This window comes from Pelomonas lactea, from assembly GCF_043555885.1.
GTDB lineage: Bacteria > Pseudomonadota > Gammaproteobacteria > Burkholderiales > Burkholderiaceae_C > Pelomonas > Pelomonas lactea.
Genome location: NZ_JBIGHX010000004.1, coordinates 106,240 through 121,148 on the forward strand (window position 1 = coordinate 106,240; position 14,909 = coordinate 121,148).

The 14,909-nt window shown below is 69.5% G+C and carries 1 protein-coding gene (running past one end of the window); it reads left to right on the forward strand.

Annotated features, from left to right (window positions below; translation table 11 throughout):
• Window positions 1-14,909 carry the beginning of an LEPR-XLL domain-containing protein gene (locus tag ACG04Q_RS13395; RefSeq protein WP_394511435.1) on the forward strand. It continues 24,136 nt past the right edge of the window, so 14,909 of the gene's 39,045 nt are visible here — the first part of the coding sequence; it begins with the start codon at window positions 1-3; the stop codon falls past the right edge of the window.

Sequence of the window (14,909 nt, forward strand, 5' to 3'; positions counted from 1 at the left end):
GTGAGCGGTCTGGCGCGCCTGGCGCGCGCGATGCGAGATGCCTACAAGCTGGAGGTGCTGGAGCCGCGCGTGCTGCTGTCGGCCGATCCGGTGCTCGGTGCAGCGCATGCCGTCGTCATGCAGCCGGCAGACCCCTACGCGACGTCCGTCGACGGTGCCTACGACCCGGCCGACGCGCTCGCCCAGCATCCGGGCCAGGTGCCGCATGCCAGCCTGCCGGACGGCTGGCAGCAGTGGACGCCTCCATCCGAACCGTCGCCTGAGGGCAATCAGACCTTCGCCGTCGATGCGCGCGCCTTCGACATCGGGCATGCGCAGACGGCCAGCGGCTTCATGGCCGGCACGGTCATGCTGGACCAGGCCGCCAACGACCCGGCCGAGTTCAGCGTCAGCAGCAGCGGCCCGACGATGCATGCGCTGGCCGTCATCGCCCCGGGCGGCTCGCAGGCGGTCACGACGACACCCGCCAGCGACCTGACGCTCGCGTCCAGCGACGTCTTCGAGGTCGAGATCGACAGCACGGGATCGGATCGCCTCAACGTGTCCGGCGCCGTGTCGCTGGACGGGACGCTGAAGGTCAGCCTCATCAATGGCGCCACGCCCGCTGACGGTCAGATCTACACCTTCCTGTCCTACGGCACGACGCTGACCGGCAGGTTTGCCGAGGGTGAGGGCCTGGTCAGCGTCGGCAACGGGCTGTTCTTCGAGATCCAGCACGACACGGCGGCGCACGAGCTCAAGCTCGTGGCCCACCGGCTGGACGCGCCCAGCGCCTTCGCCGTCAACCTGCTGTACGGCGCCGCTGGCGCGCAGGGCCAGGCGCTGGCCGACCAGGCAGGCGAGTGGTTCAACGCGAGTTATTTCGCGCGCAACGTCGGCTTCACGATTGCCAATGCGTCGCTGGACCTGGGCCAGGGCGTCAAGCTGTCCGGCTCGCTGGCGGCCAGCTACACGCAGGGCCTGACATTCAGCGACGGCAGCGGCACGCACGCCTACGACGTCTGGAAGATCGGTCTGGCCAACGGCGGCGGCTACCTGGGCCTGGATGCCAACGACTCCAGCAAGCCCGGCCTGACGTTCGGCGCCATCGACGCAGCCGTCGTCATCCTGGACGGCCAGGGTGCCAACGCCGCCGGCTGGCTGCTGGCCGAGGGCACGGCGGGCAACATCGCGCTGCAGGGCGCGGGCGGCCTGACGCTGGCGGCCAGCAGCCTGTCGCTGGAATTCAGCCTGGGCCTGGGTCAGCTGAACGGCCAGGCCAACCACGCCGGCATCAACCTGTCCGCGCAGGCGCAGAGCCTGCTGGTGGACGGCACCACGTTCACGTTCGACGGCGACGGCGCGCTCGGGGACTTCGCGTCCATGAGCGGCGGCGGCGTGTTCAGCTACGGCCCCGTGACGCTGAGCGGCACCGTCGGGCTGGCCGTGTCGGCCGGCTCGCTGACGGCCGTGGGCGAGCACATCGAGGCGCGGCTGACGACCGGCAGCTTCGCGGCCGGCGTCACCGACGCCGGCTTCGGCGCCGTCATGACGGCCGGCAGTGGCCTTGCGCTGGAAGCCAGTGGCGGCTTCTATCTGTCGGGGGGCGGCTTCGCCAACGTGTCGGCCACGTCTGCGCTGCTGCGCCTGAACCTGACCGGCGCCGACCAGACCGGCCGCGTGCTGACGGCCGGTGCCGTCAGCCACACCTTCGGCACGATGCCGACCAGCAGCACGCCGGCCGTCGACATCCGCGGCCTGAGCGCCACCATCGCCGACACCTTCAGCCTCAGCGGCGACTACGCGTTCGGCCGCGACGCCAACACCGGCGGCATGGCCATCATTGCGGCCAATGCCAGCGTGCAGCTGGTGGCGGGCAGCTTCAAGGCCGGCGTCACCGGCGCCAACGTCGCCATCGCGATGAGCGCGGCAGGCGGCGGCGTGGAGCTGGTGGAGTCCAGCGGGTCGCCGTTCCTGCAGCTGGGCAGCGACGTGTCGGCCAGCGCCAGTGCGGTCGCGCTGCGCTGGAATGCCAGCGGCGCCGACGCCAGCGGCCGCGCGCTGTCGGTGGGCAACGCCAGCTACACCTTCGGCAGCGACTTCGGCGCGGGCCTGCAGCAGGTCAGCCTGACCGGCGCGAACCTGACCATCGGCGAGTTCTTCAACGCCACCGGCAACCTGGCCTTCGAGCGCAGCAGCGCCACCGTGCTGCTGGCCGCCGACAACGTGACGACTGCCGGCGTCAACGAGGCGACTGCCGGCGTCACCGTCGACCGCCTGCTGCTGGGCGCCCACGGGTTGACGGCCAACGCCGGCATCCCCGGCGGCCCGGGCCTCGCGCTGGTCGGTGTGGACTTTGCACTGGCACTGATGAGCGTGCGCAACGACGCCACGCGCAGCTGGACCAGCCTGCAGGCCAGCGCCACGTCAGTCGGCCTGAACGGCCTGCCCGGCGTCACGCTGAGCGGCAGCAACCTGTCGGTCAGCATCAACACCGCCCGCAACGCGGCCGATGCGGTGGTGGACTACGCCGCCGGTCGCACCGCGCTCAGCGTGCCCACCGGCGCCACGCCGATCACGCTGAACATGGACGGCGCGCGTGGCCGCCTGATGCAGGCCGCCGGCACGCTGACCTTCGACCTCTACGAATTCGTGCGGCTGACCGGCAGCCTGGCCGTCACGCGCAGCGACCAGACCGTCACGCTGGATGGCGGCGAGGTCGTGCAGACCCGCATGCTGACCGTGGGCGCCGCCGGCATCACGGGCTTCGCCGGCATGAACGCCGGCCAGGCCAGCGCGATGGGCCTGAACCTGACCGGCCTGGATGTCGCGCTGGCGATGTTCGCCGACCGTAACAACGCCGCGCGCAGCTGGACCAGCCTTCAGGCCACGGCTGGCTCGGTGGGCCTCATCGGCGTGGATGGCGTGACGCTGACCGGCAGCAACCTGGCCGTCAGTCTGAACCAGGCCACCGTGCTCAGCGACAAGGTCGTCGACTACGGCGCCACCGCGCTGGCCGTGGCCACCGGCAGCAGCACCAGCATCACGCTCAACATGCCGGGCAGCGCCGGTGAGCTGCTGCGCGCCAGCGGCACGCTGTCGCTGGGCGTGTTCGACTTCTTCAGTGCCAGCGGCAGCCTGGCCATCGAGCGCCGCGACGACAGCGTCCAACTGGCCGACGGCAGCACCGTGGCGACGCGCCTGCTGGCCATCGGCGGCACCGGTCTCGGCGGCTTTGCCGGCAACAACGGCGCGTCGGCCGACCGCATCGGCTTGACGCTCACCAACCTCGACTTCGGCCTCGCGCTGCAGAGCAGCAAGGCCAGCCCGACCCGCAGCTGGACCAGCCTGGATGCCAACGTCGCCAGCGTCGCGCTGGTGGGCGTCAGCGGGCTGACGCTGTCGGGCAGCAACCTGTCGGTGGCCATCAACCAGGCCAGCCAGGCGGGCGACAAGGTCGTCGACTATGCGGCCCGCAGCCTCGCCGTTGCCACCGGCAGCGGAACGTCGCGCACGCTGGCCCTGGCCGGCAGCGCCGGCGAGACGTTGCGCGCCAGCGGCACGCTGGCGCTGGACGCCTTCGGCTTCGTGCAGCTCGGCGGCGGCTTCACGCTGGAGAGCCAGGACGCCACGCTCAAGCTGGCCGACGGCTCCACCGTCAACACCCGGCTGCTGACCGTCGGCGGCGCCGGCATCAGCGGCTTTGCCGGCAACAACGGCAACTCGGCCGATCGCGTCGGCCTGACGCTGACCGGCGCCGAATTCGCGCTGGCGTTGCAGAGCGACAAGGCCAACGCTGCGCGCAGCTGGACCAGCCTGCAGGCCAGCGTCGACAGCGTCGCGCTGGCGGGCATCAACGGCTTGACGCTGGCCGGCAGCAACCTCGCGCTCAAGCTCAACCAGGCCCGCCAGGCTGGCGACCGCGTGGCCGACTACGCGGCGCAGAACCTCGTCGTCGCGACGGCGCCCGGCAACACGCTGACGCTGGACATGAGCGGCGCCGACGGTCGCGTGCTGAAGGCCAGCGGTGTGCTGTCGCTGGACGCCTTCGGCTTCGTGCAGCTGGGCGGCAGCTTCGCGCTGGAGAGCAAGGATTCGTCCGTCGTGCTGGCTGACGGCAGCGCCGTCACGACGCGTCTGCTGGCCATCGGCGGCAGCGGCATCAATGGCTTCGCCGGCAACAACGGCAACTCGGCCGACCGCCTGGGCCTGGAACTGACCGGCGCCGACTTCGCGCTGGCGCTGCAGTCGTCCACCGCCACGCCGGCGCGCAGCTGGACGACGCTGCAGGCCAACGTCGCCAGCGTGGGCCTGGTGGGCATCAGCGGCCTGACGCTGTCCGGCACCAACCTGAGCCTGCAGCTGAACCAGGCCAGGCAGGTGGGCGACAAGGTCGTCGACTACGCGGCGCAGAACCTCGTCATCGCCACCGGCCCGTCCGGCAGCCGTACGCTGGACCTGTCCGGCGCCGAAGGCCAGATCCTCAAGGCCAGTGGCAACCTGGCGCTGGATGCCTTCGGCTTCGTGCAGCTCAGTGGCGCGTTCGCCATCGAGAGCAAGGATGCCTCGGTCACGCTGGCCGGCGGTGAGGTTGTTCAGACCCGCCTGCTGACCGTGGGCGGCGCCGGCATCAACGGCTTTGCCGGCAACAACGGCAACTCGGCCGACCGCCTGGGCCTGGAGCTGACCAACGCCGAGTTCGCGCTCGCGCTGCAGTCCAGCAAGGCCGCGCCGGCCCGCAGCTGGACCAGCCTGCAGGCGTCGGTCGGCAGCGTGGCACTCGTCGGCATCAACGGGCTGACGCTGGCGGGCACGAACCTGAGTATTCAGGTCAACCAGGCCAAGCAGCTCAACGACGCCGTCGCCGACTACGCGGCGCAGAACCTTGTCGTCGCGACGGGCCCTGGCAATACGCTGACGCTGGACATGGCGGGCAGCGAGGGCAGGATCCTCAAGGCCAGCGGCAACCTGGCGCTCGACGCCTTCGGCTTCGTGCAGCTGTCGGGCGGCTTTGCCATCGAGAGCAAAGACGCCTCGGTCACGCTGGCGGGCGGCGAGGTCGTGCAGACGCGCTTGCTGACCGTTGGCGGCTCGGGCATCAACGGCTTCGCGGGCAACAACGGCAACTCGGCCGACCGGCTCGGCCTGGAGCTGACCAACGCCGAGTTCGCGCTCGCACTGCAGTCCAGCAAGGCCGCGCCGGCCCGCAGCTGGACCAGCCTGCAGGCATCGGTCGGCAGCGTGGCACTCGTCGGTATCAATGGCCTGACGCTGGCCGGCACCAACCTCAGCATCCAGGTCAACCAGGCCAAGCAGCTCAACGACGCGGTCGCGGACTACGCGGCCCAAAACCTCGTCGTCACGACCGGCCCCGGCAACACGCTGACGCTGGACATGGCCGGCTCAGACGGCAAGATCCTCAAGGCCAGCGGCAACCTGCAACTCGATGCCTTCGGCTTCGTGCAGCTGTCCGGCGGGTTCGCCATCGAGAGCAAGGATTCGTCGCTGGTGCTGGCCGATGGCACGACGGTGCAGACCCGCCTGCTGACGGTGGGCGGCAGCAACATCAACGGCTTCGCCGGCAACAACGGCAACTCTGCCGACCGCCTGGGCCTGACGCTGACCGGCGCCGAGTTCGGCCTGGCGATGCAGAGCAGCAAGGCCACGCCGGCCAAGAGCTGGACCAGCCTGCAGGCCAACGTCGCCAGCGTTGCGCTGGTGGGCATCGACGGGCTGACGCTGGCGGGCAGCAACCTGTCCATCAAGCTCAACCAGGCCGCGCTGCTTGCCGACCCGGTGGCCGACTACGCGGCGCAGAACCTCGTCGTGGCGACCGGCCCGGCCGACACGCTGACGCTGGACATGGCCGGCGCCGACGGCCGCATGCTCAAGGCCAGCGGCACGCTGGCGCTGGACGCGTTCGGCTTCGTGCAGCTGTCGGGCAGCTTCGCCATCGAGAGCAAGGATTCGTCCGTCGTGCTGGCGGACGGCACGACCGTGCAGACCCGCCTGCTGACGGTGGGCGGCAGCAACATCGCCGGCTTCGCCGGCAACAACGGCGCCTCGGCCGATCGCGTGGGCCTGGAATTGACCGGTGCCGAGTTCGCACTGGCGCTGCAGTCCAGCAAGGCCGCGCCCGCACGGGGCTGGACGACGCTGCAGGCCAGCGTCGGCAGCGTGGCGCTGGTGGGCATCGACGGTCTGACGCTGGCGGGCAACAACCTGGCCATCCAGGTCAACCAGGCCAAGCAGCTCAACGACAGCGTCGCCGACTACGCGGCGCAGAACCTGACCGTCGCCACCGGCACCAGCGACACGTTGACGCTGACGCTGGCCGGCAGCGAAGGCAAGGTGCTGAAGGCCAGCGGCAACCTGCAGCTCGACGCGTTCGGCTTCGTGCAGGTCAGCGGCGGCTTTGCCATCGAGAGCAAGGACTCGTCGGTGGTGCTGGCCGACGGCTCCACGGTGCAGACGCGGCTGATGACCATCGGCGGCGCCGGCATCAACGGCTTCGCCGGCGCGTCGGGTGGCACGGGCCTGCAGCTGACCAACCTCGAATTCGCGCTGGCGCTGCAGAGCAGCAAGGCCACGCCGGCGCGCAGCTGGACCAGCCTGCAGGCCACGGCCGGCAGCGTCGCGCTGGTGGGCATCGACGGCTTCACGCTGACCGGCAACGACCTGGTGCTGCGCATCAACCAGGCCAAGACCCTCAACGACAAGGTCGTCGATTACGCGGCACAGAACCTCGTCGTCGCCACCGGCCCCGGCAATACGCTGACGCTGGACATGGCGGGCAGCGAAGGCAAGGTGCTGAAGGCCAGCGGCACGCTGACGCTGGACGCGTTCGGCTTCTTCCAGGTCAGCGGCGGCTTCGCCATCGAACAGCGCGACCAGGCCGTCACGCTGTCCGCCGCCACGAACGCGCAGGGCGTGCAGACCGCCGCTCCCGCCACCGTCAACGCGCGGCTGCTGACCATCGGCGCCAGCAACGTGCGCGCCTTCGCCGGCGTCAACGGCGGCACGGCCGACCAGATCGGCCTGGAGATGACGGGCGCCAACTTCGGCGTGGCGCTGGTCACCGAGGTCGGCGGCGCGGCGCGCAAGTGGACGTCGCTGGAAGCCACGGCCCAGCAGGTTGCGCTGGTCGGCATGCCCGACGGCCTGACCATCCAGGCCAACGACCTCAAGGTGCAGATCAACCGCGCCGGTCAGGTCGTGCCCGCCGGCGCCAAGCCGGCTGTCATCGACTACGCTTCGGGCGCCACGGCCATGACCGTCGCCACCGGCCCGGCCAGCGGCATCACGTTCGACATGCCGGGCGCCAACGGCCCGATGCTGACGGCCACCGGCAACCTGACGCTGGACGCCTTCGGCTTCGTGCAGGTCAGCGGCGGCTTCGCCGTCGAGAAGCGCAGCACCACCGTGACGCTGGCCGCCACGCGCACGCTGCCGGCGCAGAGCCTGGCCGTCGACGTGCTGACCTTCGGCATGGACAACGTCACCGTGTTCGCCGGCGTCAACGGCGGCACGGGCGATGCGGCCGGCCTGCAGATCGCCGGCATCGACCTCGCGCTGGCGCTGGTCAGCTCGCAGGCGGAGCCGGGCCGCAAGTGGACGGCGCTGCAGGCCAACGCGACGTCGGCCGGCTTCGTGGGCCTGTCGGACCTGCTGCCGACGATCCGCAACCTGACCGTCGAGCTGAACCAGGCCAGCCGCGCCAACGACCGCGTCATCGACTTCTCCGCCGCGCCGCTGACCGTGCTGATCGGTCCCGGCCAGACGGTGGACATAGCCATCGACGGCGCCGCCGGCGAGCTGGTGCGCGTCGAAGGCGACATCACGCTGCAGCTGTTCGACTTCGCCTACCTGTCGGGCCGCATCGGCTTCGAGAAGTACAGCCCGACGGCGCCCCTCACGCTGGCCACCGCCACGGGCGTGCCGCAGCAGGTCACGGCCACGTCCATGCTGGCCATCACGGGGCAGGGCGTCAGCGTCTTCGTCGGCTACGCGGACGGCGGCTTCGACACCAGCAAGACGCCCGACCAGCAGGCCAGCAACCTCTACGGCTTCGGCGTCAGCAGCGCCGACTTCGGCCTCCTCATCGCCAAGGCAGGCGGCCAGTCGTACACGGCCGCCAAGGCCAACCTGGCGCGCGTGGCGCTGTACGGCTTCGACCCCAACGACTTCGAGCTCAGCGCCAGCGACCTGCAGCTGGAGATCAACCGCGCCGACGCGCAGGGCCGCAGCATCGACTTCGTGCGCAGCTTCGGCGCCGGCGGCCTGGCGCTGGGTTCCACGGGCGCCATCGCGCTGGACTTCCGTGGCGGCGACCGCATCGGCGTGTTCGCCCGCGAGGCGGTGCTCAAGGTCTCGGACTTCCTGTACTTCCGCGGCGCCATCGGCTTCCAGAAGGCGGACTTCGGCAACACGCTGCGCGCCGGCAACGGCCTCGTGCCGGTGCTGGGCGCCAAGGGCTTCAGCATCGCCGGCAGCGGCATCGACGCCTTCGTCGGCTACGCGGACGGCGGCATCGACCCGAGCAAGTCCTTCGCCGACCAGTCCGGCAGCCTGTACGGCTTCGGCGTGCAGGGCCTGAGCTTCGGCTTCCTGAATGTCCGCGACCAGGCCGGCAAGACCTACCGCGCGCTGCGCGCCGACGCGAGCAACGTGGCCGTCTACGGCATCGACGCCAACGACTTCACGCTGAGCGCCAGCGACGTCCACATCGAATACAACAGCGCGACGCCGGGCGCCGGTGGCGTCATCACGCCGCTGAACTTCGCCGGCAGCCGCGCGCTGGACCTGCCCACCGGCGCTGACCCGGTCACGCTGAACTTCTCCGGCGAGCGGCTGATGCTGTCGGCCGCGCAGGCCACGCTGGCGATCTCCGACTTCGTCCTCATCCAGGGCAGCTTCGCGTTCCAGAAGGCCAGCTTCACGGGCCTGCGCAACACGCTGGGCCTGCCCATCCTGAACGCCCGCGGCTTCACGGTCGGCGCCAGCAACGTGGACATCTTCGTCGGCTACGCCGACGGCGGCCTGGACCGCACGAAGCGCTTCCAGGACCAGGCCGGCCAGCTCTACGGCCTGGGCGTGCAGGGCGTGGACCTGGGCCTGCTGATGGCCAACGCCGGCGGCATCAAGTACACCGCGCTGAAGGCCCATGCCGATGCCATCGGCGTCTACGGCTTCGATGCCAAGGACTTCGAGCTGTCCGCGGGCGGCGTGGACATCGAGGTCAACACGGCCAGCGGCGTCGCGCGGCCGATCAATTTCACCGCTGGCGGCAGCACCGGCTTCAACGTGCCCACCGGCGGCGCACCGGTCGTGCTGGACATGTCCGGCAACGTCATCGCCGCCAGCCTGACCGATGCGCGGCTGACCATCAGCCAGTTCGTCCACATCGACGGCAACTTCGCGTTCCGCAAGGCCGACGACACCCGCTTGACCGTCAAGGGCCCGCTGGGCGTCAGCATCCCCGACGTGAAGATGCGCGCCATCGAGATCGGCGCCAGCGATGTGCATGCCTTCGTCGGCGTGGGCGGTGGCAACGGCACCGACCCGAACGCCATCGGCCTGGTCATCAACGACTTCGACTTCGCGCTGGGCCTGTACAAGGCGCTGCCCGATGTGCTGAACCCGGCGACCAACGTCGTCGCCGGCACCAAGTTCACGGCGCTGAAGGCGTCGGCCGCGCAGATAGCCTTCGTCGGCTTCGACCAGTTCATCGAGTTTTCGCTGAACGACGCGCTGGTCGATGTCAACACCAGCAGCAACCCGCTGTACATCGTCGACTTCGCGGCCGGCGGCGGCCACGCCATCGCCACCGGCGGCAGCCCCATCACGCTGAACGCCGCCAACCGCGTCGTCAGCGCTACGGTGGGCCAGGCGCGTGCCAGCGTGGCCGGCATCGTCAGCCTGTCGGGCGGCTTCACGTTCCAGAAGCAGACCGTCGACGACGTCAACTTCAACGCCGTCGGCCTGAACATCGACATCCCGGCCGAGGTGCTGGTGGTCGCGGGCAAGAACGTCAACGCCTTCGCCGGCATCAACGGCCCCTACCGCCGCGACACCAATGGCGACGGCGTCATCGACGCCAGCGACACGCCCAACGACGACGCCATCGGCTTCGCCATCGACAGCCTGGACTTCGCGCTGGCGATGCTGACGCCCACGCCGGGCGCCGGCGTCATGCTGCCGGGCAAGTTCTACGCGCTGACGGCCAGTGCCGGTCTGGCGGGCCTGGTGGGCACCGACCCCTACCTGACGCTGCAGGCCACCGACGTCAAGCTGGGCTTCAACGGCGCGTTCCTGGGCAAGTACCCGGTGCCCAGCGCGTACGTGGACTTCAGCAAGCTGCCCGGCGGCGGCCTGGCCATTCCCATCGGCAGCGACGCCGAGGCCTTCAAGCTGGACTTCGACAGCAACTCGCTGCGCATCGCGATGACGGCGACGCTGGGGCTGTTCGACCTGTTCTCGATCAGCACCAGCTTCGACTTCGACTTCGAGCTGCCGTCCACCGGCCTGCTGATCCCGACCATCAGCCTGAAGAAGCTCACCAGCTTCCTGCCGGACAAGCTGCCGGGCTTCGACTTCCTGGACGGCGCGCTCGGGTTCCTGAAGAACCTGGAGCTGTCCATCGGCTTCGATCCCAGCCTGGGCCTGACGCTGTTCGGCTCCATCGAGCTGCCGGACCTGAGCCTGAACATCGGCAACTTCGTCCACATCCACGGCGACTTCAAGCTCAACCTCGGCGAGACCTTCACCGCCGACATGTACACCGGCCTGCCGGCCGAGCTGTCGCTGATCGAGAAGCTGCTGCCGGCCGGCACCGCGACCACCATCCTGAACGGCCTGAAGGCCATCGGCGGCCTGTCCAGCGACTATTCAAGGCTGTCCAACGTCACCTTCAAGGGGCTGAGCTTCGGCGCGGCGGACGTGGACGTCTTCATCGGCGTCGGCGACCCCGACTTCAGCCGGCCGCTGTCCGACCAGAGCGGCCTGATCGGCTTCGGCCTGCAGAACGTCGACCTGGGCCTGGGCTACTACAAGGCCGACCTGCCGAGCTTCTTCAACGCGCAGAACTTCCTGTCGCTGCAGCTGCATGCCGACCAGATCGGCACCTACGGCTTCGGCGACGTGCTGACCATCCGCGCCACCAACGTGACGCTGGAAGTGCAGAACGGCGGCAAGCTGTTCGGCGGTGTCATGCGCTCGACGGCGGACTACTCCAGCATCCGCACCGTCGACAGCGGCGGCGTGACGCGCGTCGGCTACGAGATCAAGACCGGCGGCACGCCGGTGCGCCTGACGCTGCGCGGCAACGACCTCATCGGCATCGACATCGGCCTGGCCGAGATCGCCGTCGCCGACTTCCTGTTCCTGCGCGGCTCGCTGGCCTTCCGCCAGGGCGACGTCTTCAACGTCGCCGTCGACATGGGCGGCCTGCGCCCGCTGCTGGAGAGCCTGGGCGTCAACGGCGACAGCCTGCCGCTGCAGGTCTCGGCGATGACGCTGGGCGGCTCGCACCTGACCGGCTTCGCCGGCGTGGGCGGCCCCTACCGCTACGGCCCCGACGCCAACAACGACGGCCTGCCCGACAAGATCAACGACGGCGCGGTCGGCCTCGTGCTGGACGACGTCGACTTCGGCCTGGCCATCATGACGCCGGCCATCGGCAAGTTCATCCCCGGCCTGGAGCAGTACTCGCCGCGCTTCGTGACGGCCAAGGCTGCCGTGGGCTACGCCGGCCTGGTGGGCATCGACCGCAACCTGCTGGACGTGCGGGCCGAGGACGTCGAAGTCAACATCAACACCTTCTACGTGCCGTCGCTGCCCGCGCCGGTGCAGGCGGCCATCCAGCTGTTCGGTCCGCCGGCCATCAACTACCAGCTCAGCCCGTCGTTCAAGGACTACACCGAGGACAAGAACGGCAACGGCGTGCTGGACACGGGTGAAGACAGCAACCGCGACGGCAAGCTCAACGCGCACGGCTTCGCGCTGCCGGCCGGTGGTGGCAACACGGTCTTCATCGACTTCACCGGCGACCTGGTGCAGGCCAAGGTCGGCTACGCCGCCATCAACCTGGCCGGCTTCGTGCAGATCTCGGCGTCGATGGCGTTCACCAAGCGCGGCTCCGAGCGCGTGACGCTGGACAACGGCGAGGAAACCACCGTCACGACGCTGGCCATCGGCATCAACGACGGCTACGGCTTCATCGGCGTCGGCGGCTACTGGCGCGACAGCAACCACGACGGCCGCATCAACGAGGCCGACAGCCCCGACACGTCGGCCGTGGGCTTCGCCATTCAAGACTTGGACGTCGGCCTCATCGTCGCCAAGGAACTGGTCATCACGGCGCAAGGCGCGTCGGTGGGCGTGTACCTGGCGGCCAACGCCAAGGTCACCAGCATCGGCCTCGTCGGCGTGCCCGACGTGACCTTCCGTGCGCAGGACCTGAAGCTGGAGCTGAACACCGGCGTGCGCATCCAGATCGGCACGTCGCAGTTCACGCAGGACAGCGCGTCGGGCGCCGTCACGCTGGGCGGCGGCGTCAGCCTGACGGGCAACTTCACCGTCATCGACTTCTCGCGCGCCAGCTGGAAGAACAGCCAGGGCGTCATCTCGCCGGGCTACGCCATCGAGACCGGCAACCCCGACAAGCCCATCGTGCTGCTCTACAACGAGCAGTTCCTCCGCCTGGCAGGACATGCCGAGCTGGACGTGTTCGGCCTGGTCAACATGACCGGCGTGTTCGACGTGCGCGCCAGCGCGTCGCAGGGCATCTCGGTGTTCGTCGACGTGCAGGCCCGCGTGGGCCCGTCCAGCGCGCCGCTGTTCACGACGCACGCGACCGGCCTGCTGGTCATCCGCAACGGCATCGCGATGCGGCTGCAGCTCGAAAGCAACCTGGACCTGGGCCCCGTGGCCAAGATCCATGCCGAGCTTGAGCTGACGATGAACAGCTTCGGCCAGGAGATCGTCTACGAGGTGCCGGACGAGTTCCTCGACAAGGTCGACTTCCCGGTCTACACGATCGCCGCCACGCCGCCGGGCAAGCCCAACTGGACCGGCCCCTACATGGCGCTGACGGGCAACGGCTCGCTGGAGCTGCTGGGCGGGCTGCTGGACCTGCGCGGCGACTTCAGCGTCATCATCTCGACGAGCGGCGTCGAGCTGGCCGTGTCCGCCGTGCTGGACCTGCCCATCCTGGAGCCGCTGTCCGTCACCGGCACGCTGGGCATCGTCGCCGGCGGCATCTACGGCAGCCTGGAAGTGGGCGGCAGCGGCGCCGAGTCCAAGATCATCGACGGCGGCGGCGTCTTCGACGTCACCGGCCGCTTCCTGCTGCAGATCAACACGACGACGCAGAGCCAGCAGGTGCGCGGCCGCGACGCCAGCGGCAACGTCTACAACGCGCAGGGCCAGCCCGTCATCGTCACGCTGCAGCCGCAGATGCTGCGGTTGAGCGGCGCGGCGTCCATCAACGTCGGCCCCATCTCGCTGGAAGGCGGCATGGACCTGCTGATCGACCAGCGCGGCCTGCAGGCCAGCGGCAACGTCACGCTGGACCTGGGCGACTTCGGCGAGATGGCCTTCGCGCTGGACGCGGCCTTCGGCACCGATTCCGGCAACAACCCGTTCTTCGCGCTGCGCGTGCAGACGCGCCTGGAGTTCGGCATCTCGGTGCTGAACGTCAAGGCCGACGCGCTGCTGCAGATCAACACCAGCAGCAGCGCCTACACGACGCTGTCCGGCCACACCATCGCCGGCAACACGCTGTTCGACCTGGGCCTCAGCGGCCGCATCAAGCTGCTGGCCTTCGACATCGACTTCGGCGGCCGCGTCAGCATCGTCAACGACGTCTTCAAGCTGGAGTTCAACGGCCGGCTGAACTTCTTCAACGCGTTGACCGTCGAGGTCGGCGGCTTCGTCAGCAGTGACGGCCAGTTCGAGATCCGCGGCACGTCGACACTGAACATCCACCTCGGCCCGCTGCACCTGGAAGCCGGCATCAGCATGCTGCTGTCCAGCCGCCCGCGCTTCGCCGCGTCGGCCTGGGGCTCGCTGGACTTCGAGCTGGACTTCGGCCTGTTCAGCATCGACTTCACGATCGCCGGCTTCCGCGGCGAGATCGACATCACGCCGGCCAGCGCCTACCTCGCGGCGCAGGCCACCGTCATGGGCATCACCGTGTCGGGCAGCTACCTGTGGAGCTTTGGCGCGCCGCCGGACATCTCCCACCTGGCCGCCGACGGCACGCTGTACCTGCACATGGGCGACCAGTCCGGCCGCTACGGCAGCGGCAAGCTGTACGACGACACGACCAACGAGTCGTTCAACGTCGACCAGGACGGCCAGACCATCACCGTGCAGTCGCTGGGCCAGACGCGCACCTATGCGGCCAGCCAGGTCAAGCGCATCGTCGCCAACGGCGGCTCGGGCAACGACTTCGTCTACATCGGCCCCGACATCAAGGCTGACCTGCAGATCGACCTGGGTGCCGGCAACAACAACTTCATGATCCTGGGCGGCGCGCCGTCCAGCGTCATCCGCGGCGGCAACGGCAAGAACAAGTTCGTCGGCGGCAGCGTCAACGGCATCCACTTCTACGGCGGCTCCGGCAACGACACCTTCATCGGCGGCGACGGCGCCGAGTTCGTCGACATGGGTGGCGGCGACAACCGCATCTGGGGCAATGGCGGCGATGACACCTTCACCATCACCACCGGCACCAACACCATCGACGGCGGCGCCGGCAACGACACCTTCCTCGTCAGCGGTGGCGGCACGCTGAAGGTCGACGGCGGCGCCGGCTTCGACCGCGTCGTCATTTCACCCATCGCCAGCACGCAGCCCATCCAGCTGAACGACCACGCGCTGGTGCTGACGTCCGCCAGCGGCCGCCGCAACATCGACTTCAACGACAG